Raw genomic sequence first — 26,176 nt, 5'->3', positions numbered from 1 at the left:
TCCGACACACCTGCGGCCGTGGCGCCGCCTACCGTGGTCCTGCCGCCACCTCCCCCGTGCGGCCACCCCATCCCCGACGAGGATTCCGCCATGAGCAAGACCCCGTTCCTGATCGCCACCATATTCGCCCTGTGCGCCACCACCGTGTTCGTCGACCACGCCGAAGCGCGCGAGCGCAGCCGCGCCGTGCAACGTACCGGGCAGGGCGGCAGCGTCGCCGTCGACCGCAGCAACGCGCGCTTCGACAGCCAGCGCCAGCGCGCATGGCAGGCCGACGGCCAGGGCAATGCCACCGGCTCGCGCAACGGCAGCATCGCCGGCGCCAACGGCGGCAGCGCCAGTGTCGACCGCAGCGCCTACCGCAACGCCGACGGCAGCGCCGGCCGCCAGGGCAGCGCCTACGTCAACGGCCCCCACGGCGGCACCGCCAGCACCAGCGGCGGCATCAGCCGCGATGCCGACGGCAACGTCAGCGGCGCGCGCAGCACCACCGCCACGGGCGCCAACGGCAACGGCTACGCCGGCAGTACGACGGTGTCCGGCGGCACCGTGACGCATACCGGCACCTGCACGAACGCCAGCGGCGAAACCATCGCCTGCCCGCGCGGCCGCTGAGGCCTTCCTCCCCACGTTCTCCGCAGGCGCGGCGGGCTGGCGACCCCCTACGCCGCACGGATGCATTCCCGCACCGCCGCGCCTGCTCCTGTTCCCCACCGGAGATCCCCGATGTCCCGTTCCATCCTGCTTCCCTTGGCCACCGCACTGTCCGTGTTCGCGCTGGCCGCCCCTGCCACCGCGCAGCAGCGCAAGCTCACCGACGAACAGAAGGCGACGCTGCTCGAGCGCCTGAAGGACGCCGACGCCAACGGCGATGGCCTGATCGACAAGGCCGAGGCCGAGGCGAAACTGCCGCGCGTGGCCAAGCGCTTCGGCACGCTGGATGCCGACGGCGACGGCAAGCTTTCACCCGACGAAATGCGCGCAGCCGGCCAGAAGATGGCCGCGCGGCGCACGCGCTGAGCCCGTGCGATGGAGGACATCCGCCTGTTCGCCGGCTTGCCGCTGCCGTTGCTGGTCCTGGTGGCCGTTGCCGCGCTGGAGGCGGCATGGCTTGCGCGGCGCGGCGTGCGCTACGACTGGAAAGGCTACTGGGCTTCGTTCGGCGATGCCGCCGGGCGTGCGCTGCTCGGCCTGCTTATCCAGGGCGGTGTGGTGGGCGTGCTGCTGTTCGCGATCTGGGAGTTCCGCCTGACCACGCTCGCCATGGACCAGGCCTGGCACTGGATCGCGCTCTTCCTCGGCCAGGAGTTCTGCTACTACTGGATGCATCGCGCCGACCACCGCGTACGCTGGTTCTGGTTGAACCATTCGGTGCACCACTCGGCCGAGCAGTACAACCTGTCCACCGCGTACCGGTTGGGCTGGACCGGCAAGCTCACCGGCGCAGCGCTGTTCTTCGGCCCGCTGGTCTGGCTGGGCTTCCCGGTGCCGTACGTGCTCGGCGCCCTGGCGGTGAACCTGCTGTTCCAGTACTGGCTGCATACGGAACTGGTGCCGCGGCTGCCGCGCGCGGTCGAGTTCGTCTTCAACACGCCGGCGCACCACCGCGTGCACCATGCCAGCAATCCGGAATACCTGGACTGCAACTACGGCGGCGTGCTGATCGTGTTCGACCGGCTGTTCGGCACCTGCCGCGAAGAACGACCGGACGTGCCGATCCGCTACGGCCTGGTGGAGCCGGTGCGCAGCTACAACCCGGTGAAGATCGCCTTCCACGGCTGGGTGAAGCTGGCCCGCGACCTGCGCCGGACGCGCAGCCTGCGGCAGGTGGTGCTGACCCTGTTCGGGCCGCCGGGTTACGCGCCGGGCGCCATCGCCGAGCGCCGCCCGGATCGCTGAGAGTGGCCGGGGCAGGCGCGGGGGGCGACAATACGCGCCCCTCGCGGCCCCACGCCGCCCGCCTGCCGAGCCCCATGACCGCCTTCGTTACGCCCGACCGCATCCGCAGCCTGTTCGCCCAGGCCATGTCCAACATGTACCGCACCGAGGTGCCGCTGTACGGCGACCTGATCGAGCTGGTCGGCGAGGTCAATGCGGCGACGCTGCAGAAGGATCCCGCGCTGGCCGCTCGCCTGGCGCGCAATGCGGAAACGGAACGACTGGACCTGGAGCGCCACGGCGCCATCCGCGTCGGCACGCCGGCCGAACTGGCGATGCTGGGCCGCGTGTTCGCGCTGATGGGCATGCACCCGGTCGGCTACTACGACCTGACCGTGGCCGGCGTGCCGGTGCACGCGACCGCGTTCCGTCCGCTGACCGAGGCGGCACTGGCCGCCAATCCGTTCCGCATCTTCACCTCGCTGCTGCGGCTGGAGCTGATTGCGGACGAGGCACTGCGTGCGGAAGCGGAGACGATCCTGGCCAGGCGCGACATCTTCACCGCCGGTGCGCGTGCGCTGGTGGCGCAGGCCGAGCGCGATGGCGGATTGAATGAAGCCGATGCGCAGCGCTTCGTCGCCGAGGTGCTGGAGACCTTCCGCTGGCATGGCGACGCGACCGTGTCGTTGGCCACCTACGAAGCGCTGCACGGCCTGCACCGGCTGGTCGCCGACGTGGTCAGCTTCCGCGGCCCGCACATCAACCACCTCACCCCGCGCACGCTGGACATCGACGCCGCGCAGGCCGCGATGCTCGAGCGCGGCATCCAGGCCAAGGCGCTGATCGAAGGTCCGCCGCGCCGCGCGGTACCGATCCTGCTGCGCCAGACCAGCTTCAAGGCGCTGGAAGAGGAAGTCGCCTTCCCCGACGCCACCGGCACGCTGGTACCCGGCCGCCACAGCGCGCGCTTCGGCGAGATCGAACAGCGCGGCCTGGCACTGACGCCGGCCGGCCGCGAACTCTACGACCGCCTGCTGGCGCAGGTGCGGCAGGCCGGCGGCGCGGGCAACACGTCGGCGGACTACCCGCAGCGGCTGGCTGCAGCGTTCGCGGCCTTCCCGGACGACGAAGCGACGCTGCGCCGCGAAGGCATGGGCTACTTCCGCTATCGCCTGACCGACAGCGGCGCCGCCTTGCCGGCCACCGAGCGCGCGGCGATGACGCCGGACGCGCTGGTCGAGGCCGGCCATGCCGTCGTCGATCCCATCGTCTACGAGGACTTCCTGCCGGTCAGCGCCGCGGGCATCTTCCAGTCCAACCTGGGAGGCGGCGAACAGCGCGCGTACGACGCGCACGCGAACCAGGAGGCGTTCGAGGCGGCGCTGGGCAAGGCGATCGACGACCCGTTCGCGCTGTACGCGCAGGCGCAGGACGCCTCGATCACGGCACTGCGGGCTTGATGGCGGTTCCCCTCTCCCTGCGCCGCGCGGAGAGGGTGCCGAAGGCGGGTGAGGGGCGAACGGAGCCGGGGCAGCGAACGCGTCGGATCGAAACAACATGGTGGGTATCGAACGACCTGACGTGCGCCCCACCATCGTGCGCGCCCCTCATCCGCCCCGTATCACGTACGGGGCAGGCTCTTCGGGCACCTTCTCCCCGCCTAGCGGGGAGAAGGACTCGATGAGAAATCCGTGAAACCCGCGTCCTGCCGACGCCCGCTGTTCCACACTACATTTGGTGTTGACGCTTCCATACACCCCCACTATCTTGTGGCCGTCGGTTCTGGGGGTGGCTAGCCTCCGGATGAAAAGGGAAGCCGGTGACGCCTCGCGCCACTCCGGCACTGCCCCGCAGCGGTAATTGGGAACGACCCCGCCACACAGCACTGAGGCCCAGCCTCGGGAAGCGGCGGACTAGGAGGAAGGCCTGCCTTCCGTGCCCATGAGTCCGAAGACCTGCCGACAGCCGCGCGTTGCACACCGCGCGGTGCCGGCCGCGGATTCTCCGGGGGGAGATGGCTGGCGAAGCAGGGCGCCCGCAGTCCGTCTGCGTGGTCTCGGTCCCTGCGACGCCGCTTCCCCACTGTGACTCTCCATCCGGCCTGACGCGACCCCGCGAGGGACGGGCCGCCGCGTGCACCACGCATGGAGGATTCTCGTGACCCAGATCGACACCGCTGTCGCCGACGCCGGCACCACCCCGTCCCAGAAGGACGCGTTCGCCCTGACCCCGCCGCCCACCGCCACCGCGATGAGCGTGACCAAGCGCAACGGCGGCCGCGAACCGGTGGACCTCAACAAGATCGTGCGCGCGGTGCAGCGCAACTGCGAAGGCCTGCACGCCATCGACCCGATGCGCGTGGCCACCCGCACCATCTCGGGCCTGTACGACGGCGCCAGCACGCGCGAACTGGACGAACTGTCGATCCGCACCGCCGCGCTGCTGACCGGCGAAGAGCCCGAGTACAGCCGCCTGGCCGCGCGCCTGCTGGCCGCCTACATCGCCAAGGAAGTCACCGGCCAGGAGATCCACGCGTTCTCGCAGTCGGTGACGCGCGGCCACGAGGTCGGCCTGATCAACGACCGCTTGCTGAACTTCGTGCAGACCAACGCGCGCAAGCTCAACGACGCGCTGGACGCCTCGCTCGACCTGCACTTCGACTATTTCGGCCTGCGCACGCTGTACGACCGTTACCTGCTGCGCCACCCGCACACGCGCAAGGTCATCGAGACGCCGCAGCAATTCTTCCTGCGCATCGCCTGCGCACTGAGCGAGGACGTACCGGAAGCGCTGGCGCTGTACCGCCGCATGGGCAACCTGGACTACCTGCCCAGCTCGCCGACGCTGTTCAACAGCGGCACCACGCACGAGCAGCTGTCGTCGTGCTTCCTGCTGGACTCGCCGCAGGACACGCTGGAATCCATCTATGCCAAGTACGGCGACATCGCGCAGCTGAGCAAGTTCAGCGGTGGTATCGGCGTCAGCTACACCCGCGTGCGTTCGCGCGGCTCGCTGATCAAGTCGACCAACGGCCACAGCAACGGCATCGTGCCGTGGCTGAAGACGCTGGATTCCTCGGTCGCCGCGGTCAACCAGGGCGGCAAGCGCAAGGGCGCGGCCTGCGTGTACCTGGAGACGTGGCACGCCGACATCGAGGACTTCCTGGAGCTGCGCGACAACACCGGCGACGAAGCGCGCCGCACGCACAACCTCAACCTGGCCAACTGGGTGCCGGATCTCTTCATGAAGCGCGTCGAGGCAGACCAGGAATGGTCGCTGTTCGATCCACGCGTGGTGCCGGAGCTGACCGACCTGTATGGCGCGGCGTTCGAACTCGCCTATACGCAGGCGGAACTGCAGGGCAAGGCGATGAAGACCATCTCGGCCCGCAAGCTGTACGGCCGGATGATGCGCACGCTGGCCGAGACCGGCAACGGCTGGATGACGTTCAAGGACAAGTGCAACGCAGCCAGCAACCAGACCCTGCGCGCCGGCAACGTCATCCACCTGTCCAACCTGTGCACCGAGATCCTCGAGGTCACTTCGGCCGAAGAGACGGCGGTCTGCAACCTCGGTTCGATCAACCTGGCCAAGCATTTCGACAGCGATCCGGACACCGGCCGCATCTGGTTCGATTTCGACAAGCTCGCCGAGACCGTGCGCCTGGCCGTGCGCCAGCTGGACCGCGTGATCGACCTGAACTTCTATCCGATCGAAACCGCGCGCCGCGGCAACCTGCGCTGGCGCCCGGTCGGCCTGGGCTGCATGGGCCTGCAGGACGTGTTCTTCAAGCTGCGCCTGCCGTTCGACAGCGCCGAAGCACGCACGCTGTCGGCGAAGATCGCCGAGACCATCTACTTCCACGCGCTGGAAACCTCGGTGGAACTGGCGCAGGAACGCGGCCGCCATCCGTCCTTCGCCGACACCCGCGCCGCCAACGGTGAGCTGCAGTTCGATGCCTGGAACGTCGTGCCCGAGAACACGGAGCGCTGGGACGCGCTGCGCGAGCGCATCAAGGAGCACGGCCTGCGCAACTCGCTGCTGATCGCGATCGCGCCGACCGCGACCATCGCCTCGATCGCCGGCTGCTACGAATGCGTGGAGCCGCAGGTGTCGAACCTGTTCAAACGCGAGACGCTGTCGGGCGACTTCCTGCAGGTCAACCGCTACCTGGTGGACGAGCTCAAGAAGCTGGGTCTTTGGACGCCGGAAACGCGCGACGCGATCAAGCTGTCCGAAGGGTCGGTGCAGGGCCTGCCGCAGGTGCCGGAGGCGCTGCAGCAGGTCTACCGCACCGCGTGGGAACTGCCGATGCGTTCGCTGATCGACATGGCGGCCGGCCGCGGCGCCTTCATCGACCAGTCCGCCTCGCTCAACCTGTTCATGGAAAGCCCGAACATCGGCGCGATGTCGTCCATGTACATGTACGCGTGGAAGCAGGGCATCAAGACAACGTACTACCTGCGCTCGCGCCCGGCGACGAAGATCGCCAAGACCACGGTCAGCACCGTCGCGACCACCGAGCCCAAGCGCGAATACACCCCGACCGAAGCCATCGCCTGCTCGCTGGAGAACCCGGAAGCCTGCGAGGCCTGCCAGTAACCCAACCCCTGCGTCGGCTCCGGCCGACGGACCCTGGAACAGGAACACGGATGTTCCCGGCGCATGGATGCGCCAGCCTCTGATTTCGAGCCCCTCTCCCCCCGGGAGAGGGGTTGGGGGCGCCTCGATAGCCGTTGCGACTCAATGATGTTGAGCGAGCCGCAGCGAGTCATGAAGGGTGGCCATCCGGCTGTTCACCTCCTCCACTCGCTGTGGCTCGCTTTGGCATGCAACTGCCGAAAGCGACTGCGGCACCCCTCATCCGCCCTACGGGCACCTTCTCCCGGAGGGAGAAGGAGAACCACGAGACCACCGCACCATGTCCGCACACCCCAAGCAGATGCTGCTCGACCCCGGTTTCGAACTGACGCTGCGCCCGATGCGCTACCCGCAGTTCTATGACATGTACCGCGACGCCATCAAGAACACGTGGACAGTGGAGGAGATCAACTTCCAGATCGACATCACCGACCTGCACTCGAAGATGACGCCGGCCGACCGCCACCTGATCCACCGGCTGGTCGCCTTCTTCGCCACCGGCGATTCCATCGTGTCGAACAACCTGGTACTGAACCTGTACCAGCACCTCAATGCGCCGGAAGCGCGCATGTACCTGTCGAGGCAGCTCTACGAGGAAGCACTGCACGTGCAGTTCTACCTGACCCTGCTGGACAATTACCTGCCCGACCCGTCCGAGCGCTTCAAGGCGTTCGCCGCGGTGGAGAACATCCCGGCGATCAAGAAGAAGGCCGACTTCTGCTTCAAGTGGATCGACAGCATCCAGGACATGAAGCGGATCGAGACGCGCGAACAGCGCCGCCAGTTCCTGCTCAACCAGATCTGCTTCGCCGCGTGCATTGAAGGCCTGTTCTTCTTCGCCGCGTTTGCCTACGTGTATTACTTCCGCTCGCGCGGCCTGCTGCCGGGCCTGGCCAGCGGCACCAACTGGGTGTTCCGCGACGAGAGCTGCCACATGGAGTTCGCATTCGAATGCGTGCGCACGGTGCGCGAGGAAGAGCCGGACCTGTTCGACGACCGCATGCAGCAGCAGGTCTACGACATGCTGGAAGAGGCGATCGAGTGCGAGGTACAGTTCGCCGAGGACGTGCTGTCCGGCGGCGTGGCCGGCATCTCGACGCGCGACATGCGCCAGTACCTGCAGCACTGCGCCGACCAGCACTTCGCCAAGCTCGGCATGCCCAAGCGCTACGACGTACGCAACCCGCTGCCCTTCATGGAGCTGCAGGACGTGCAGGAACTGACCAACTTCTTCGAGCGCCGCGTGTCCGCCTACCAGCTGGGCGTGCAGGGCGAGGTCGGCTTCGACCACGCGTTCTAGCGCCAACCCCCTGTAGGAGCGACGTAAGTCGCGACCACGGCAATGAAAACTCCATGTCGCTGCACCGCCCCTGCAAGATCGGCGCAGGGTACCGCGGCATAGCCGTCCTCCAGGTATCCTGGCCATTCGTTCATGCGGTCGCGACTCACGTCGCTCCTACAGCAGCCGAAAACCCCGCGCGCTATGCTGCCCTCGGGAGCACGCGAACCGGAGTACTACCATGACCGATCTGCCTACTGCGGAAGCTCGCCCCACCGAAGCGCGGCTGCTGCACATGGTCTTCCCCGACCACACCAATCACCTGGGCACGCTGTTCGGCGGCCAGGCGCTGGCGTGGATGGACATGTCGGCCTTCATCGCCGCCTCGCGCTACGCGCGTACCACGGTGGTCACCGCACGTTCGGAACAGGTGGACTTCAACCAGCCCATCCACAAGGGCGATCTGGTGGAAGTGGTGGCCCGCGTGGTCAAGGTCGGGCGCAGCTCGATGAACGTCGACGTGGAAGTCATCACCGAGAACCTGCTGACCGGCGAACGCAAGCTGTGCACGCGCGGCCATTTCGTGATGATCGCGCTCGACCCGCTGGGCCGGCCTACGCAGGCACCGCCGCTGACCTCTGCGTCGTAGGGCGGGCTCAAGCCCGCCTTCGTGTGGCGTGGATCATCGTGGACGATGATCAAAGGTGCGCGCTCCGATGCTTGTCGTCGCGAGCGTCGGGATGGCAATGGCGGGCCTGGGCCCGCCCTACGTCGTCTATGCAGCCTGATGTCGCCTGTGCTGCCCCGTAGGGCGGGCTCAAGCCCGCCGTCGTGTGGCGTGGATCATCGTGGACGATGATCGAAGGCGCGCGCTCCGATGCTTGTCGTCGCGAGCGTCGGGATGGCAATGGCGGGCTTGAGCCCGCCGTACGTGTGTTCGATGGCAATGCCGGCGGCTTCGAGCGCGGTGCGTGTCGGCGCATCACCTGACGGCGTGACCGGGCGCGTCAGGTCCCACAGGAAGCGCACACGGAATCCGGCCGCGGCTGCGTCCTGTGCCGACCACAGCACGCAGTAGTCGCGCGCCAGGCCGCAGACATGCACCTCCTCGATGCCGCGCTCGTGCAGCCAGCCGGCCAGGCCGGTGGTCGGCCGCGTGCCATCCGGCCCGTGGTTTTCCTGGAAGGCGCTGTACGAGTCGACCTGCGGGCGCGTGCCCTTGCGCAGGATCAGGTCGGCCGGCGTCCAGTCCACGCCGGTCGCCAGCGCCGCCCCGGGCGTGCCCTGCACGCAATGGTCCGGCCACAGGACCTGCGGCTGGCCGTGCAGCGAGATCGTGTCGAACGGCGCGCGTTCCGGATGGCTCGACGCGAACGAGGCATGCCCGGGCGGATGCCAGTCCTGCGTCGCCACGACGGTGGTGTAGCGACGGGATGCGAGCAGTGCGGCGATGCCCGGGACGATGGCGTCGCCGTCGTGGCAGGCGAGCGCGCCGCCCGGCATGAAATCGGGCTGCAGGTCGATGACCAGCAGGGCGATGGACGGAGCGTACGGCGTCGACATGGCAGCGGCAGGAATCCGGAGCAGCGACGTGCAGCCTAGCAGCCGCGTCGTCTCGGTGCCTTGCATTCGTGCAAGGCACCGCGCTTCGATCCGCCTGCGCTACGCCGCGCGGACCAGTCCGGCCCGCAGCGCGTGCGCGGCCGCCACCATCCGCGTCAATGCCTCGCGCACTTCTGGCCAACCACGCGTCTTCAAGCCGCAATCCGGATTGACCCAGATCTGCTCCGGCGCCAGCACGGCGCGCGCCTTCTCCAGCAGGTCGATCATCTCGCCGCCGGTGGGAATGCGCGGCGAATGGATGTCGTACACGCCCGGCCCGATCTCGTTGGGATACCGGAACTTCACGAACGCGTCCAACAGCTCCATGCGCGAGCGCGAGGTCTCGATGGAGATGACGTCGGCATCCATCGCCGCCACCGCGTCGATGATGTCGTTGAACTCGGAATAGCACATGTGCGTGTGCACCTGAGTGTCGTCGGCGACGCCCGCGGCGCTGATGCGGAAGCATTCCACGGCCCAGTCCAGGTAGGCCTGCCAGTCCACACGCCGCAGCGGCAGGCCTTCGCGCAGGGCGGGCTCGTCGATCTGGATGACGCGGATGCCCGCGGCTTCCAGATCCAGCACTTCGTCGCGCAGCGCCAGCGCGATCTGCCGGCAGGTCTGCGCGCGCGTCTGGTCGTCGCGCACGAACGACCACTGCAGCACGGTCACCGGCCCGGTCAGCATGCCCTTCATCGGCCGGTCGGTCAGTGACTGGGCGTACTGCGACCAGCGCACCGTCATCGGCGCGGGACGCGACACGTCGCCGTAGATCACCGGTGGCTTCACGCAACGCGAGCCGTAGCTCTGCACCCAGCCGTTCTTCGTGAAGGCGAAACCGTCCAGCTGCTCGCCGAAGTACTCCACCATGTCGTTGCGCTCGAACTCGCCGTGCACCAGCACGTCGATGCCGATCTCTTCCTGGAAGCGCACGCAGCGCTCGGTCTCCTCGCGCAGGAAGGTCTCGTAGTCGGCATCGGACAGCTTGCCAGCCTTGTTGCGCGCGCGCGCCTCTCGCACCTCGCGGGTCTGCGGGAACGAGCCGATGGTGGTGGTCGGATACGCGGGCAGTCCGAGCAAGGCGGCCTGGGCGATACGACGCTGCGGATACGGCGAATCGCGGTCGATGTCACCCGCCTCCGGCGAGGCTAGGCGTGCCGCGACTTCGGGACGATGGACACGCGCGGACTGGCGACGCGATTCGAGGCGGTCGCGGGCCAGCGCGAGCCCAGCATCGGCGGCGCGTGGATCCTGCAACGCGTCGGCCAGCAGGCGTAGTTCCTCGATCTTCTGGCGCGCGAAGGCCAGCCACGACTTCAGGTCGACCGGCAGCGCCTTCTCGCCCGTGAGGTCCACCGGCACATGCAGCAGCGAGCACGATGGCGACAGCCACAGTGCATTTTCGCCCACATGGCCTTGTGCGTACTTCGCCAGGATCAGCGCGTTGTCGAGATTGGTGCGCCAGATATTGCGGCCGTCCACCAGCCCCGCCGATAGCACGCGCCCCTTCGGCAGCTGCTTCAGCACCTCGTCCAGTTGCTCCTTGCCGCGCACCAGGTCGACGTGAAGCCCATCGACCGGCAGCGCGCAGGCGAGCGGCAGGTTGTCACCGAGGCGACCGAAGTAGGTGGCGAGCAGCAGCGACGGCCGCGTTCCCTTCGCCAATGCGGCGTAAGCGCGGAGATAGGCATCGCGGGCGGCATCGTCCAGATCGAGCACCAGGCAGGGCTCGTCGATCTGCACCCAGTCGGCGCCGGCGTCGTGCAGCTTCGACAGCAGGTCCGCGTACACCGGCAGCAGCCGGTCCAGCAACGCGAGGCGGTCGCTGCCGTCCACCGTCTTCGCCAGAAGCAGGAAGCTCACCGGTCCCAGCAGCACCGGCCGTGCAGCGTGACCGGCGGCGCGGGCCTCCAGGAATTCCGCGACCGGCTTGTCACCGCGCAGGCGGAAGTCCTGCCCGGCGTGCAGTTCCGGCACCAGGTAGTGGTAGTTGGTGTCGAACCACTTGGTCATTTCCAGCGCGCGCAGGTCGGTGCCATCGCGCTGCACGCCGCGGGCGAGGGCGAAGTAGCCGGCGAGCGGATCGGCGTCCGCCAGCGTGCGATAGGCGTCGGGAATGGCATCGAACAGGAAGGCGGTGTCCAGCATGTGGTCGTACAGCGCGAAGTCGTTGCACGGCACCACATCGGCGCCGGCATCGCGTTGCAGCTGCCAGTGGCAATGGCGCAGGTCGCGTGCGGTGCGCTGCAGGTCGTCGGCGGTGGTGTCGCCGCGCCAGTAGCTTTCCAGGGCGGCTTTCAGTTCGCGCTTCGCGCCGATGCGCGGGAAGCCGAGAGTGGTAACGGTGGTCATGGTGCGTGTCCTCATGCGTGGCGGATGAGGAACGAAGGAACCGCGCGCCGGACCGGAGCCCGCCACGCCAGCGACCTTCGCCCCCGCGGGCGAGCCGGAGTGCCGAAGTCGGGCGCAGGAGGACGCATCCGGGGCAGGCACGCGCGGACACGGGCTCCGGCCACCTCCCCTCGGAAGCTCCAGGTCAGTCGGAGGACGGTCGTGTCCTCCGGCCAGGGCAGGTCTTCGGGCTCATGGACGGGCGCGGGTGCGCTGGCCTACTTTCCGCCGCTTCCCGGTCCGCGTGGACCAGTGCTGTTGGCGAGGTTCGTTTCCAAATACCGCTGCGGGGCAGCGCCGGAATTGGCCCATGGAACAGGCCGCACCGGCTTCCCTTTTAATTCCATCGCTTTATTGGGATGAAGCGATGGAAACCTTGGCGGGGACGAACGTTACGCCCGGGCTGGGTGAAGCGTCAAGCATGGCGACGGGATCCGCCCCACGCGTCGTGAGGAGGTCGCCTGCATCGCCACGTCACGGCATGCCGCTGGCCGTGGCGCGGCAGGTCAGGTCGATGCTGACGGTACTGCCGGCGGGAAGCGCGGGGATGGCAACCCCGGCCTGCAGGCCGCTGGCCGTCAACGGCGTGGGACAGCTGGCACCGCCCGTCGCCGAACAGGTCGGCACAGCCAGGCCGGCAGCCGTGCAATCCAGGCCCGCCATGGCCGGATCGCGCACGACCGTGCCGGGGGCCGCGGCAACGCCGGGATTGCGCACCACCAACGTGAAGACGACCTCGTCACCGCGGACCACCGTGTCCGCCGACGCGACCTTGGTGATCGACACGTCGGTCTGATCGCTGTCGTTGTTGTTGATCGTGCAGGTGGCGGCATCGCCCGCGGCCAGCGTGATGTTGTTGCCGACCACCGCCGCGCCGCCGTTCTTGACGCAGCTGTAGCTGCTGGCGGTATAGCCGGTGGGCGTTGCGCTCTCCGAGAGCGTGTACGTACCGGGGTTAACCGTCGCATTCGTGACGGCCGCCGAACCTGTCGCCCCGCTGATGGCGGTCGGACCTGCCGCCGACAGCGTCCACGCCGTCGGCAGCTGCGTGCCGCCGTTGTCGTTGGTCACTGTCTTGCGCAGCGTCAGCGTGGCAGGACGGTCGTCGTTGTTGATCGTGCAGGTGGCGGTATCGCCTGCGGCCAGCGTGATGCTGTTGCCCGACACCGCCGCGCCGCCGTTCTTGACGCAACTGTAGCTGCTGGCGGTATAGCCGGTCGGCGTCGCGCTTTCGGTCAACGTGTACGTGCCCGGGTTTACTGTCGCGTTGGTCACCGCAGCGGCACCGGTGGCACCGCTGATGGCGGTCGGCCCTGCCGCCGACAGCGTCCACGCCGTCGCCGGCTGCGTGCCGCCGTTGTCGTTGGTCACCGTCTTGCGGAGCGTCAGTTGCGTTGGCCGCGTGTTGGTGAACGTGCAGGTCGCGTTGGTCCCTGCTGCCGTCGCCGCCGCGCTCAACGTGACCGTTCGCGTGGCCAGATTCACCGTCGTCGAGCCGGCGGGCACACCCGTGCACGCGATGTCGGTCAACGCAAAGCCCGCGGGCAGTGCGTCTTCGGTGATCGTGGTTGCCTGGCCGACCGTGGTCAGCATCTGCACCGCGCCAGCGACCGGTGTCCCCGACGTCGCGGTGGCGATCGTCTGGTTCGCGATGCCGTTGTTGCCACTGAAGGTGAAGCTGCCGGTTCCACCGATGCTGGTCTTGCGGATCGTCACCCGTGGACGAAGGGCATTGCTGAACGTGCAGGTCAGGTCGTCGCCCGCCACCGGGGTCACCTCGAACGTCGTGTCGCTGCCGCTGGGTGTCTGCCCGCCGGAACGGGCATTGGTGCAGCTGTAGGTGGTGGCGTAGTTGCCGAGAACGGCACCGGATGCAGCCGTCTCCGACAGCGTGTAGGTCGAGCCTGCCGTTGCGGTCGTATGCGTGACTGTGCCCGTCGCGGCACTGCCCGTGCCGGTGGTGGTCACCGCTGCCGGGGCGTCGGTGCCGGCAATGGAAAGCCTGAACTGGTCGCCCGCCACCGATCGGCCATTGGGCAGTTCCTTGCGCAGGCGCAGGGTCGCGATGCGGGAATTCGTGAACGTGCAGGTGAGGTCGTCGTTGGCCGCCGGCGTCACGGTGAAAGATGTGCCGCTGCCGCTGGGTGTCTGCCCACCCGTCCGCGTGTTGGTGCAGGCATAGGTGGTCCGGTAGTTAGACAGCACGGTCGCAGGGCTGCCCGCCGCCGCCTCCGACAAGGTGTAGGCCGTGCCGGCCAATGCCGGCTCGAGCGTCGCGACTTGGGTGGGCGTGTTGGTCGTTCCACTGGTCGTTGCCACCACATCCGCGCCCGTACCGCCAGCGATGCGCAAGTGGAACTGGTTGCCGCTCACTGCACGACCATGGGGCAATGACTTGCGCAGGCGCAGGATGCCTGCATCGAGAACCTTGCCGATGTAGAGCTTGAAGTATTCCGTATCGACGGGCGACCAACCTCCAGGCAATTCCGTTCCGGAGGATGTGATTGCCCGCGTGATCGTGATCCGGCTGTAACAGGTGCCGGCCGCAGGACGAACGAGCGCAGGCACCGCGTCCCGATTGCCGTTGTAGGTGGACAAGGTGCCCACCGAAACCACATAGCCGCCCGACGTGGCGGCACCGGTCACGGGTGTCGAGAAGACAGCCCCTGCAGCCCCGTCGGTTGCCGTGAACCCCGTCGGCGGAATGATGCTGCTCCATCCCGAGTAGTTCGTTTCGGCAGTGCCGTTGCAGCGCGTGGCTGTCACGATCCACCGTGAATTCAACCGCGACCCTTTGGGCCCGCTGATGTTGGGGTAAACCCCCCCCAGTCCGACCAGCGTGTCGCCACCGGCGCGATTCGCGGCCGGGAAGTCCATTGTCAACACGTGCTCGATGGTGCCGACGTTGGTGGAGGTGTTCCAGGTCGCCATCGCGGACCGGGGGCCGATACTGCCGTAGGGAAACTGCGTCTGGAAGGGGGCGGTCGCTTCCAGGACGGCCAGTTCCTCCACCGGCGCGGCATCCACCTGCGGGTACCCGGCCATGTAGCTGTAGGTCACGGACGAGCCGTCGCGCCGATAGCTCGACGCGATGGTCACGGTCACATTGCCGCCGCCCGGGTAGGCCGCGGAGGTCGGACTCGAAAAGTCCGCCCAGTCGACGACCTGCTGTGCCGATACGGGCGCCGCGATGCCGAGGGCGACCAGACCGCAGGTCAATGCGTTCCGCACATGCCGGCGGCGGCCTGCGATGGCGATCCGCTTCAGGTGAGCGTTCAGTGCTGGAATCAGGAATCGCATGTATTTCACCCTTGAACCTTCATGCTGGTGTCGCGGGCAGCCGGCGAGATACGTCCGCCCACAAGCGCCTTCGCGGAATGCCGGAGGTACTTCCCATGCGTATCTCCGCAGGCGAGCGCATCCGGCTGAAGCGCGACATGACCGTGCTGCGCTGCTGCAATGGCGCTGGCGCATTTCCCCTCACGCTGACCCCCGATACAGACCTGCCGCCACACTGGCGGCGCCTTCGTGCCCCGGAAAATCCATGGAGCGGCAAGGTAGGGTCGCGATGAAAGACAAGAACCGGACAGCCGCTTCTCGGATGTGACGGGAAGCTGTCGATACCACGCGCGCACCCCGGATCCGGGCTGGACTCGGATCAGTCCAAACTGTGCGCCCTCCACCTCACACTTCGCACAAGACACATCGGCCTGCGTGGGCAGTGCGTTCTGGAATGGATGGGGCGTGGCGCTGACGATGGCATCGCACCGCCACCCGCCGTGTCACATCACAACACCCGGCCGTAGCGGGCGTTGATCGCGCACGTTACGCGTTAGGGATGCGCGCCTCGGTCCGCGATCCCGGGGCGATGGCAAACCGCACGCCCTGGAAGCGCACAAGGCTCACGGCTCGCCGCTGGCGGTGACCCTGCAGGTGAGCCCGATGGTGACCACGCCGCCACTGGGAAGAGCAGGGATGGCGACACCCGACTGCAGGCCGGTGGCCGTCAACGGAGCGGGACAGCCCGCGCTACCTGTCGCCAGACACGTCGGCGCTGGCAGCCCTGAGGCGGTGCAGTCCAGCCCTGCCACCGCCGGATCCTGCAGCGTGGTGTCATCGGCCGCCGTAGGGCCATGGTTGGTTACCACGAGAGTGAACATCACGTGCTCGCCGCTGACGGCCGGAACCGGAGTCGCCGTCTTCTGGATCAAGACATCGGTGGTTCGCCGGGTATTGGTGAAGGTACACGTCACGTCGTCGCCCGCCACCGGGGTCACCGTGAAGCTCGTGCCGCTGCCACTGGGTTCCTGACCACCACCAGCTCGCGCATTGGTGCAACTGTAGGTGGTGGCGTAGTTACTCAGGATGGCGCCGGCCGCCCCGGTTTCGGAAAGCGTGTACTCGGAGTCTGCCGTTGCGGCTGCATGCGTCACCATCCCACTCGCGGTCGTGCCGCTGCCGGTCGTCGTCACCGCCGCCGGCGCGTCAGGGCCGGCAATCGACAAGGCGAACTGGTCGGCCGCCACTGCCCGGCCATCGGATAACGACTTTTGCAGGCGCAGCCTCGGCGGCACGGTGATCCGATAGTCCTCCACCTCGCCACTGTCCGCACGCCCCTTGCCATCTGCGGTCTGTATCTGGGCGGTGGTATAGCCGGCGCGCAAGCGCACGTAATTGTCGCCGGGCGTCAGCCCGGTGGGCGCGTTGCCATTGGCTGCGTTCCAATTCAGGACCACGCTGGTCGCGCCAGCGGAAAAACCTGCGCATGCCCGTTCGCCAGCAACGAACGCATTATTGCGGTTGAAATCGATCCATCCGCAGACCATGCCGGATTTGCTTGCACCGCTGATCGGAACCGTCAGGCTGTAGCTGGTGCTGCCGGTGTTGAGTTGAGGGAAGGCGGTGATGGCGTCTTCGTCGAGACCATCGCCATTACCGCCATTGTTATCGGCGCCTGCCGTTACTGGGAACGGGCTGACGGTGGCGTTGGCGACAGTGGCATTGTCTGCATCGATGAGACTGCCCAGACGCAGGTCGCCAATGACATGCGATGGCGCGGTGGCATTGTTGAAATTGACCACGGGCGCATCGCTGAAATCCTCGTCGACCGTCACGGTGAGGTCGAATGTCTCGCGGGTGGAACCTGCCGTGCCTGAGCCACCATTGAGCAGCAGTGCCACGCTGAACGTCAGCGAGGTGACGGTGCCAGTGATCTGCACACTGCCGCAACCGGCACCATTGTTGCCAGAAGTGGCGCAGCTCGTCTGGCCGTTATTGTTGATGACACCGATGGTGTTGCCACCGGTGATCTGCAGGTTTCCCGCCCCTGGCCTGACCCCACCAAGACTGGCACCTGCAGGACTACTGCCTGTCAGGCTCAGGCGGGGCGAGAAGTCGACGCCGGAACTGGCATTGGCACCCAGCCCCGTCAAATGGATGACCGGATTCGTGACCGGCTGACTGAACGTGATCGTCATCGTGCCGCGCTGGCATACGATCCCATTGCCCCGTGTGCAATTAATCTTATCCGCCGATATGGCAATGGCCGATGTATTGGTTGCCAGGTTGGGCCTGAACATCGTGCTCGTGCCGCCACGCGCACCGATGGTCGAAGTTGACGTGCCGTTGTAATAGAGCGTGTTGGTTGCACTTGGCGCAAGCGTCACGGTGACTGTAGGGCCGCCCGTCTGCAGGCTGCCTGTCGCGCTGGTGGACGTGTTGCTCCACGTCGATGTGGTGCGATGGGCCCAGGCGGTGTTACCCGTCAGGACCATCACCGCCGCTGCCATCGCCCATGGCCACCGCATCTTTTTCTGGATCCTCGTTGTTCCAACCATCACGCCGGACTCCCCTGCTCGATCGTTCATGACGCTCCCGACAACGATGGCCGCGACTTCCGGACAGGCTGTGCTGGACATTCCGCGCTCCACTGCATGAACGCGCGTCGTACTTGTCGCCCTATCCACCGAGAAACCCCTCGCCTCATTGCAAGCGCTCTTGCCGCGGAGCGCATGTTCGTGCGCTGCTGCACTCGCCCCGTCCCGACCGCCATCCTTTTGCGGTACATCGTCTGCATCCGCCCCAGTTGGGTGTTACTCGAAATGTGTGACCCATACCGGACATACATCCGTTCCGTACGCGAATCCGTCCTCTTGGCAGAGATGCATCATCTAAAGGCCATCTTCCCGCCATGATCGACAACCAGCGGGAACGCCCTCGCCGTAGCAGGATGCTCAAGCTGTTGCACCGTGCGGGTCACCCGCACCGTGATCTCACAGTTATTGGCCAAGGCCCCTATCGCGACGCCAGCGGGTGCAGGGGATCGCACGTTGGCCATCGACCGTTGGCCTTCCCCGTGCCTGCGGCCGGGCACCTGGCCGTCCCGCCAGTGACCTCGCACGCCGGGCCAGCGAGTTTGCACGCCGACAGCCCCGCTTCCGGCGTGTCCCGGAGCATGGTGTTGTTGACCGGCTCGGGCCCATCGTTCATCGCGACGATGGCGTAGGTGGTTTGCTGCCGCTGATCAGCACGTCGCCCGCCTGGTCGGTTGGCCCGCCCCGTGCGTGTCGGGCTTGGCCACCGACGCAACCGCAGCCCCAAGCCATTGCTGGAGGTGCAAGTCAGGTCATCGCCGGCTGCCGGTGTAGTGCTGAAACTCGTGCCGATACCGCTGGGTGTTCGGCAACCAGGTCGCGCACGGATACAGCGATAGGTGATGACCTGGTGGCCGAGGTTTGCGCCGGCCGCGCCCGCCTCATATGCGGCTTCGACGGCATGCCATCACCGCCGCGCGCCGGTGGAGGCGAACAAGCTGTGCGACCGGTATTCCGTTAGCTTCCCGAGGAGCGGTGCGGCCCGGGTGGGGAAAGGAGAAAGCTCACGGCAGGCCGCTGGCGGTGACCCTGCAGGTGAGCCCGATGGTGACAGCGCCCCCATTGGGAAGTGCCGGAACGGCAACACCGGACTGCAGGCCGGTGGCCGTCAACGGTGTGGGACAAGTTGCGCCACCCGTCGCCGAACAGGTCGGCGCGCTCAAGTCGGCGGCCGTGCAGTCCAGTCCCGCCACGCTCGGATCGCGGACCACCGTGCCATGCGCGGCGGCGATACCCAGATTACGCACCAGCAGCGTGAACGTGACTTCGTCGCCACGGACCGCCGTATCCGCCGACGCGGCCTTGGTGATCGACACGTCGGTCTGATTGACGTCGTTGTTGTTGATCGTGCAGGTGGCGGTATCGCCCGCCGCGAGCGTGATGCTGTTGCTGACCATGGCTGCGCCGCCGTTGCGCACGCAGCTGTAGGTGCTGGCGGTGTAGCCGGTGGGCGTTGCGCTTTCCGACAGCGTGTACGTGCCCGGATTCACCGTCGCATTGGTCACGGCCGGCGTGCCGGTCGTGCCGCTGATGCTGGTCGGGCCCGTGGCCGACAGCGTCCACGCCGTCGGCAGCTGCGTGCCGCCGTTGTCGTTGGTCACCGTCTTGATCAGCGTCAGCGTGGCCGGGCGATCGTTGTTGTTGATGGTGCACGTCGCAGCATCACCCGCAGCCAACGTGATGCTGTTGCCCGACACCGCCGCGCCGCCGTTCTTGACGCAGCTGTAGCTGCTGGCGGTATAGCCGCCCGGTGTCGTGCTCTCCGACAGTGCGTAAGTCCCCGGATTCACCGTCGCACTGGTCACGGCCGGCGTGCCGGTCGTGCCGCTGATGGCGGTCGGCCCCGCGGCCGACAGCGTCCACGCCGTCGGCAGCTGCGTACCTCCGTTGTCGTTGGTGACCGTCTTGATCAGCGTCAGCGTGGCCGGACGGTCGTTGTTGTTGATGGTGCACGTCGCAGCATCACCCGCGACCAGCGTGATGCTGTTGCTCGACACCGCCGCTCCGCCGTTCTTGACGCAGCTGTAGCCGCTGGCGGTATAGCCGCCGGGTGTCGTGCTCTCCGACAGCGTGTAAGTCCCCGGATTCACCGTCGCACTGGTCACGGCCGGCGTGCCGGTCGCGCCACTGATGCTGGTCGGGCCCGCGGCCGACAGCGTCCAGGCTGTCGCCGGCTGGGTGCCGCCGTTGTCGTTGGTGACCGTCTTGCGCAGCGTCAGCGTGGCAGGACGGTCGTCGTTGTTTATCGTGCAGGTGGCCACATCGCCCGCGGCCAGCACGATGCTGTTGCTGACCACGGCCGCGCCACCATTTGTCACGCAGCTATAGGTGCCAGCGGTATAGCCGGTAGGCGTTGCGCTTTCCGACAACGTGTACGTGCCCGGGTTGACCGTCGCGTTGGTCACCGCCGATGCGCCCATCGCACCGCTGATGCTGGTCGGGCCGGTGGCCGACAGCGTCCACGCGGTCGCCAGCTGCGTACCGCCGTTGTCGTTGGTCACCGTCTTGCGCAGCGTCAGTTGCGGCAGGCGAGCATTGCCGAAGGTGCAGGTGATGGCCGTGGCCGTGCTGCCCACCCTGATCGTGCCGCTGAGCGCGTTGGCGGTATAGGTCAGCGCAGCATTGGTCCCTGTGTTTCCGGTGCAGGCGAGTGTCTTGATGTAGCCCGCGGCTGTGCCGACGTTGAAGGCCTCGGTGATGGTATAGGTCCGTCCCGCCACGACGCCGTAAGGTGTCGTGCTGGTATCCGTTTCGTTCGCGGTGTTCGCCACGGCAACCAGGGCGGCACCGTCGCTGGGGGCGGGCGAGCCGGTCAGGGAGAGCGTCACCCTGTCGTTGACCGTGGCATTGGCCCAGGCCTTGCTCAGCGTCAGCGGAATGAGCAGCGTGTTGGTGTCGCTGGCGGTGTTGTCTGTCGAATTTTCATCGGTGTAACCCGTCGGTGGCGCGACGGTGGCCGTATTGGTCACGCTGCCCGTCGTCCCGGCGTTTGCCGTGGCGGTGACGCTGAAGGTCAACGTGCCCCCAGGCGGGAACGTGGCGATGGTGACGCCACTCTCCAGTGCCGCAACCGTCAGTCCCGTGGGACAGACCGCGCCACCGGCTGCCGTACAGCTGACCGCCGTCTTGGTCAGCCCCGTGGCCACCGGATCCCTCACGACTGCGCCGTCGGCATACGCCATGGTGGCAGAGCTCGCCCGGTTGGTGACCACCACGGTGTAGGTGGTGCTTGCGCCCGACAGCATCGTGGTGATGCCATCGGCCTTGGTGATCGAGAGATCCACACGCGGTCGGCGGACGGTGTAAGTCGTTCGCAGACCACCCGTGGTTCCAGAGGGCGCACGCGCGGTCAGTGCAGGCGCCCCCGCCGTGCTCAGGCCACTGTTTGCCCATTGGTAGGTGGTGCTGAACCCATCCGCTTCGGTGCCCCCCAGCCAAGTGCCGGCGTTGGTGTTGATCACCGCGGGGCTGTGCACCTCGGTGAGGCCGGATGCGGTCTGAAAACCGTGCGGACCGCCACTGCGGGAGTACCCATTCAGGCCGAACTGCAGGACGCCATCGCCCGTGCCCGGGGCCTGCCCCGCGTCATAGGGCAGGAGCCCTCCCCCGGATGGGCAGACCCAGTTCTGAACTGCCTGCCCGCCAAAATACAGGCTCCCAGATGCGCCGCAATTGAAAATTGCATACGCAGAGCGCACGACGCCATTGGCGCCATTTCCATCCATGCGCTGGTGGACATGGTTGAACTGCAACGCAGACAGGAGGGCCTCGTCTCCCGTGCGACGGGGTGCATTGAGACCCGAGGCAGGCAAGCTGATCGTCACCGTGCCGGAGGCGGCGCCCCCGAGCAGGCTCCGCAATTGGCTCTCATAAAGCGCGACCGCATAGATTTCATGGGAGAACACCGCCAAGGGAACGGTTGCGGGAGCATTACCCGATGATCGATGAATGTAAGCGAAGTAGAGATCGCCCTCGCTCGTGCCCAATGGGTTGCGCAACGACAGGGATCCCCCAGGGCCACTGATGTTGAACGTGATCTGCGCAGCGGCGCCACTCGAGCTCACCATGCTTGGCGACGCCCAGTTGACCTGCCTGTTGCAGTCATTTTCATCGCCCCAATCGAGGGTGTTGCTGCAATGCTCGCGCTCGAACACGGCATTGAGGAACACCACGCGGTTCTGGCCCGCCTGGACATTGAAGCTCAGTGATGGCGTGCCGCCGGTGCCGGCACCCGACGCGGTTGCACTGTTGCCGTGGGAATAGGTAGCGGTCTGCGCCTGCGCATTCAAGCACCACAACAGGCCGCACAGCGCGAGCACGACGTAGCCGGCGAGCGCCAGCGTTGGCGCCCGTTCCGGCGGATCCGCTTCCACGTGGGAGTGGCGGCCATCCATTCGCTTCTTGCCCCTGGAGCGGGCTGCCATCATCGACGAGGCCGCGACGCCCGGAAGCATGCGCCGGTTTTCCCACGGACCCCTCCATGCACACCGCTTACCGTCCAGGATGGATCCACCCGTCTTTCTCATAACACTCCCCGAAGAAAAAAATGCGCATCGTGCTTCTACGATGTGCTCGCCCCATAAACGACCGGGGCAGTCAGGTAGTGTCGTGATACGGATTGGCGGCCGGACATCCGCCGACGGGTGCGCGAAGCGCTGCGCTATCCGGACGCACAGGCAGGAAGCGAGTGCGCACCGGCGCGATGCCAGTCCTCCGCGCGTACGGCGTCCCCTTCGCACACCGCACCGGAGACGACGAAATTTGCCTCGCGTGCTCTACGCGCGATCGTCGAAGCGACGCGCTCCGCATGCCGTTCGACCGCACGGCATGCGCTAGGGGCGGGCATCGCTCACGGCAGGCCGCTGGCCGTGACCTTGCAGGTGAGCCCGATGGTGACGATGCCCCCATTGGGCAGCGCCGGGATGGCGACACCGGACTGCAGGCCGGTGGGCGTCAGCGACGCGGGACAGTCCGCGCCGCCGGTCGCCGAACAGGTCGGCGCCGGCAGGCCCGCCGCGAGGCAATCGAGCCCTGCTGCCGCGGGATCCCGTACCGTCGCACCATCGGCGGCTCCGGGACCGTGATTGGTGATCACCAGGGTGAAGACCGCTTGCGCACCGCTCACCAGCGGCTCGTCCGCCACCGTTTTCCGGATCGAGAGATCGGTGGTCCGCCGCAGGTTGGTGAGCGTGCAGGTCAGGTCGTCGCCCACCGCCGGCGTCACGGCGAACGTCGTGCCGTCTCCTGCCGGCGTCTGGCCACCGGCGCGCGCATTGGTGCAGCGGTAGGTGGTCGTGTAATACGACAGGTCTGCCCCGCCCGCGGCGGCTTCGGACAGGGTGTAGGCCGAACCCGGCGTCGCCGTGTCGTGTGTGAGCATGCCGGTCGCGGTGCTGCCCGCACCCGTCGTGGTCACCGCCGTGGGCGCGCCCGTGCCTGTCATCGACAGCGTGAACTGGTCGCTTGCTGCCGCGCGGCCATCGGGGAGCGCTTTCTGCAAGCGCAGGATCGCCGCGCGCGTATTGGTGAACGAACAGGTGATGTTGGATTCGAACCGCATGCGATCGGCCGGGATCGTCAGCGTGCCACCCACGAGGCTGCCGAAGCTGCCGGTATTGCCGTTGCGGCTGCTGTTGGCGTCCGTGCACTGGGCGGGCGAGAGGACCCAGGTGGGAGGAATCGTCTCGCTCAGGACGACCGGCTGCGTGCCCTGGCCATTGCTGGCGACCGGATGTGCGTAGTAGTGCCGCGCGGAGTTGACCGGCGTGCCGGTGGCCGTCGTGGTCAGCGTCACCGGGGACGCGGACGCGGTGTTGTCCCAGTTGTTGACGTTGGTGGTGGTGAAGTCGAAGCTGCCCACACCGCCTTCGGTGACCTTGCTGATGGTGACGCACGACGGGATGGCCACCAGGCCGAAGCCGATGTTGTCGCCCGGCTTGATGTTGGTGGCCGTCAGCGTGAGCGTGCTCACCAGTGCGTTGGCGTTGCCGCGCAGGAAGACCGACTGTCGCCACGTGCCTTCCGTGCCGGGAACGTACGCGCCCGCGTCCAGCGTGACCACGCCGGAGCCCGGCGTGTAGCTCGCCTGCGTGGCATTCAGTCCCGTCCGATGGGCGACGAACTGGCTGGTTGTCGCCGCTCCCCCGCTGAGTCCGAGCGTCAGCCTGGGGGCGTAGCTCGCGTCTTCGCCGTTGTTGGGCAAGGTGGCGTCCCAGACACCGATGTCGTAGATACCGATGCCGATCCGATGGGCCGGGATGGACGGCGAAAAGGTGATGGTCACGCGGGTCGTGGTGCTGCTGTTGGTCAACAGCCAGCGTCCGGGGCCGGCCGGTGTCGAGTACGTCCGTCCGTTGCTGTCGACGAAGCGGGTGATGGAACCGCCTGCCGTCGAACCCGCATCGAACGTCACGTTCTCCAGCGCGATGCTCGCGTTGACGCCGCCCGGCCCGAAGACGGGCGCGGTCGAGCTCGGACCGGCATGACTGGTGATGCCGCAGGTGGCCGGTGGCCCCGGCGTGCCGACGTCATCGTTGTGGATCCTGCAGACCACGTTGTCGCCCGTGGCAATCGTCACGCTGTTGCCGCTCACCGGAACGCCGCCGTTGATGGTGCAGGTGTAGGGCGAAGCCGAGTAGCCGGCGGGAAGCGCACTTTCGGACAGGGTGTACGTGCCGGGACTGACCGCAGCGTTGGTCACCGCGGCCGAGCCGGTCGTGCCGCTGATGGATGTCGGCCCTGATGCCGAGAGCGTCCACGCCGTCGGCAGCCGCGTGCCGCCATCGTCGTTGGTGACCGTCTTGATCAGCGTCAGCCGGGTCGCCCGCGTGTTGGTGAACGTACACGTCAGGTCGTCGCCGGCCACGGGCGTGACATCGAAACTGGTGCCGGTGCCACTGGGTGTCTGCCCACCCGCCAGCGCATTGGTACATGCGTAGGTCGTGGTGTAGTTCGCCAGCACCGTGGTCGGCGTTCCCGCGGCCGACTCCGACAAGGTGTAGACACTGCCCGCCGTCGCCGTGCTGTGCGTCACCGTGCCGGTGACCGTGCTGCCGGTGCCGCCGGTGGTCACCGCAGCAGGTGCGCCCGTGCCCGTGATGGCAAGGCTGAACTGGTTGCCCTCCACGGCCCTGCCATTGGGCAATGCCTTCTGCACACGCAGGATCGGCAGGCGTCCGTTGGTGATGGTGCACACGACGCTGGAGCCCGTTCGGATGGTGGGTATGGTCACCGTGCCCGGGAAGGTGGACCCGGATGCCACGACCACATCGCCATCCGCCGCGTCGATGCACTGCCAGCTGCGCGCATAGTTCGCCAGCACCGCGGAAGGACTCCCGGCGGCGGCTTCGTTGATCTGGAAGCTGGCGCCATCGATGACCAGCAACGGGCCGACGGTCGCCGCCTGCATGCCCGAGGCACTGCCGGTCGTGGTCGCAGTCTGCGTTGCGCCCAGGCCGCCACCCGAAAGCTGTAGCGTGAACTGGTTTCCCACGACCGCGCGGCCCTGGGGCAGATCCTTCTGCAACGTGATCGTGTTGCCGCCGGCGCAGGAGGCGAGGTCGCTGATGGCCGTTGCAACGAAATTGCCTTCGGCGATCAGCGCCCCCGTCAGCGGGTTGTATCGCCTGATGATCCCGCCCCCGATACTCGTCATCAGTTCACCGGCGGCGGTGAAGGCGATACCGCCGACATTCTCCGTTGCGCCCGATGACACGATGGCGAGCACCGTGGCCGGCAAGGATCCGGTTCCCGCCGACGTGGGAACCTTCCCCACCCGGAATATCCGGTTCTGCGGGCTGTTCGATGCATTGCCCGAGAGCAGGAAGAGATTCCCCAGGGTGTCGAACGTCAGGTCGCCGTTGTTGCCGGCCGTGCCGGTGATCTGGCCAACCCGGACAGGCGCGGTGGCAGGCGTCGCCGGGTTGAAGGCATACAGATGCCAACCGTCTGCCGCATTGCTGTTCTGATTCGCTCCCGCAAAATAGAACCAGCCATTCGCAGGGTTGACCGCGCCGGCGCCGACGCCGCCAGATAGAGCCTGCTGCCATCGGGCGAGATGCCGAACGGATTGGTCGCCGCCGGCAAGCCTGTCACCGACCCCACCAGCATCTGCGCCCCGCTGTTGGGCGTCTCGTAGATCTGACCATCCGCATTGGTGGCATACACGTTGCTGCAACTCAACTGCGCCAACGCAGGACTGGCGTGCAGGCCCGCGGCCATCGCCAGCAACGCGGCCATTCCGCGCAGCGACCAGCGGCGGCCGGCGGGCAACGCGGTGTTTTTTGCGGACGCCATCACGATTTTCGGGCGCCGACGCGCACGCGCGGTGTCGCCACGTCCATCGGTGCCCGGTGCCTGAACGGCAGAACAGAGAGATCCCTGCAGCGCGACAAGCGCGCCGATGCTGTGCCGCGGTCGCGACTTCATTGATGCGTCCACGTTCGTTCTGGTGGTCATGGGATTCCCCTGTTGCCGCGAAACGGTGCCTGTGGCGAGGTGATTTCCCCGCATG

At 67.2% G+C, this 26,176-nt stretch carries 15 protein-coding genes and 2 riboswitches; of the genes, 7 read left to right on the top strand and 8 right to left on the bottom strand.

Annotation, left to right across the window (positions count from 1 at the left end; all coding sequences use genetic code 11):
• Positions 1 to 90 precede the first annotated feature (90 nt).
• The 7 genes from ACGHX3_RS00520 to ACGHX3_RS00490 all read left to right on the top strand — a co-directional run bounded on the left by ACGHX3_RS00520 (position 91) and on the right by ACGHX3_RS00490 (position 8,447).
• Positions 91 to 615: a hypothetical protein gene (locus ACGHX3_RS00520; protein WP_394696007.1), complete on the top strand. Its 525-nt coding sequence runs from the start codon at positions 91 to 93 to the stop codon at positions 613 to 615.
• Between the two features lie 111 nt (positions 616 to 726).
• The gene (locus tag ACGHX3_RS00515; protein WP_394696006.1) at positions 727 to 1,020 is read left to right on the top strand and encodes an EF-hand domain-containing protein; all 294 of its coding nucleotides are present in this window, start codon (positions 727 to 729) and stop codon (positions 1,018 to 1,020) included.
• Positions 1,021 to 1,029: 9 nt separating this feature from the next.
• Entirely contained in the window at positions 1,030 to 1,899 is an 870-nt protein-coding gene (locus ACGHX3_RS00510; protein WP_394696005.1) for a sterol desaturase family protein, read from the top strand.
• Positions 1,900 to 1,973: 74 nt separating this feature from the next.
• Positions 1,974 to 3,338, top strand: a complete 1,365-nt coding sequence (locus ACGHX3_RS00505) for a VOC family protein (RefSeq protein WP_394696004.1) — start codon at positions 1,974 to 1,976, stop codon at positions 3,336 to 3,338.
• A 300-nt stretch (positions 3,339 to 3,638) separates the two neighbouring features.
• A riboswitch (cobalamin riboswitch) is annotated at positions 3,639 to 3,856 on the top strand.
• Positions 3,857 to 4,128: 272 nt separating this feature from the next.
• Positions 4,129 to 6,480, top strand: coding sequence for a ribonucleoside-diphosphate reductase subunit alpha (locus tag ACGHX3_RS00500; protein WP_394697206.1), 2,352 nt, complete (start codon positions 4,129 to 4,131; stop codon positions 6,478 to 6,480).
• Positions 6,481 to 6,799: 319 nt separating this feature from the next.
• The gene (locus tag ACGHX3_RS00495) at positions 6,800 to 7,819 is read left to right on the top strand and encodes a ribonucleotide-diphosphate reductase subunit beta (protein WP_394696003.1); all 1,020 of its coding nucleotides are present in this window, start codon (positions 6,800 to 6,802) and stop codon (positions 7,817 to 7,819) included.
• A gap of 220 nt (positions 7,820 to 8,039) precedes the next feature.
• The gene (locus ACGHX3_RS00490) at positions 8,040 to 8,447 is read left to right on the top strand and encodes an acyl-CoA thioesterase (RefSeq protein ID WP_394696002.1); all 408 of its coding nucleotides are present in this window, start codon (positions 8,040 to 8,042) and stop codon (positions 8,445 to 8,447) included.
• Positions 8,448 to 8,641: 194 nt separating this feature from the next.
• On the opposite strand, the gene ACGHX3_RS00485 is transcribed toward ACGHX3_RS00490, so the two are convergent.
• From ACGHX3_RS00485 to ACGHX3_RS00450, 8 genes are all read right to left on the bottom strand, one after another.
• Positions 8,642 to 9,361, bottom strand: a complete 720-nt coding sequence (locus tag ACGHX3_RS00485; protein WP_394696001.1) for a nicotinamidase — start codon at positions 9,359 to 9,361, stop codon at positions 8,642 to 8,644.
• A gap of 99 nt (positions 9,362 to 9,460) precedes the next feature.
• Complete coding sequence (gene metE, locus ACGHX3_RS00480; protein ID WP_394696000.1) at positions 9,461 to 11,752, bottom strand: 5-methyltetrahydropteroyltriglutamate--homocysteine S-methyltransferase; 2,292 nt, start codon at positions 11,750 to 11,752, stop codon at positions 9,461 to 9,463.
• Positions 11,753 to 11,950: 198 nt separating this feature from the next.
• Positions 11,951 to 12,185: riboswitch (cobalamin riboswitch) on the bottom strand.
• Positions 12,186 to 12,265: 80 nt separating this feature from the next.
• A complete protein-coding gene (locus ACGHX3_RS00475; RefSeq protein ID WP_394695999.1) occupies positions 12,266 to 15,265 on the bottom strand; it encodes a hypothetical protein in 3,000 nt (999 codons plus the stop codon).
• A 428-nt stretch (positions 15,266 to 15,693) separates the two neighbouring features.
• Positions 15,694 to 17,709 (bottom strand): GEVED domain-containing protein, encoded by a 2,016-nt coding sequence (locus tag ACGHX3_RS00470; RefSeq protein ID WP_394695998.1) that lies wholly within the window; start codon positions 17,707 to 17,709, stop codon positions 15,694 to 15,696.
• Between the two features lie 376 nt (positions 17,710 to 18,085).
• Positions 18,086 to 18,493 carry a hypothetical protein gene (locus ACGHX3_RS00465; protein ID WP_394697335.1) on the bottom strand — a complete coding sequence of 136 codons (408 nt, stop codon included), beginning with the start codon at positions 18,491 to 18,493 and terminating at the stop codon, positions 18,086 to 18,088.
• A 175-nt stretch (positions 18,494 to 18,668) separates the two neighbouring features.
• Positions 18,669 to 22,118, bottom strand: coding sequence for a hypothetical protein (locus ACGHX3_RS00460; protein ID WP_394695997.1), 3,450 nt, complete (start codon positions 22,116 to 22,118; stop codon positions 18,669 to 18,671).
• A 395-nt stretch (positions 22,119 to 22,513) separates the two neighbouring features.
• The gene (locus tag ACGHX3_RS00455) at positions 22,514 to 25,402 is read right to left on the bottom strand and encodes a hypothetical protein (RefSeq protein ID WP_394695996.1); all 2,889 of its coding nucleotides are present in this window, start codon (positions 25,400 to 25,402) and stop codon (positions 22,514 to 22,516) included.
• A 110-nt stretch (positions 25,403 to 25,512) separates the two neighbouring features.
• Positions 25,513 to 26,121, bottom strand: a complete 609-nt coding sequence (locus ACGHX3_RS00450; protein ID WP_394695995.1) for a hypothetical protein — start codon at positions 26,119 to 26,121, stop codon at positions 25,513 to 25,515.
• Between the last annotated feature and the right edge of the window lie 55 nt (positions 26,122 to 26,176).

This window comes from Pseudoxanthomonas japonensis (genome assembly GCF_043632995.1).
GTDB lineage: Bacteria > Pseudomonadota > Gammaproteobacteria > Xanthomonadales > Xanthomonadaceae > Pseudoxanthomonas_A > Pseudoxanthomonas_A japonensis.
This window is presented reverse-complemented; position numbering and strand designations above follow the sequence as displayed.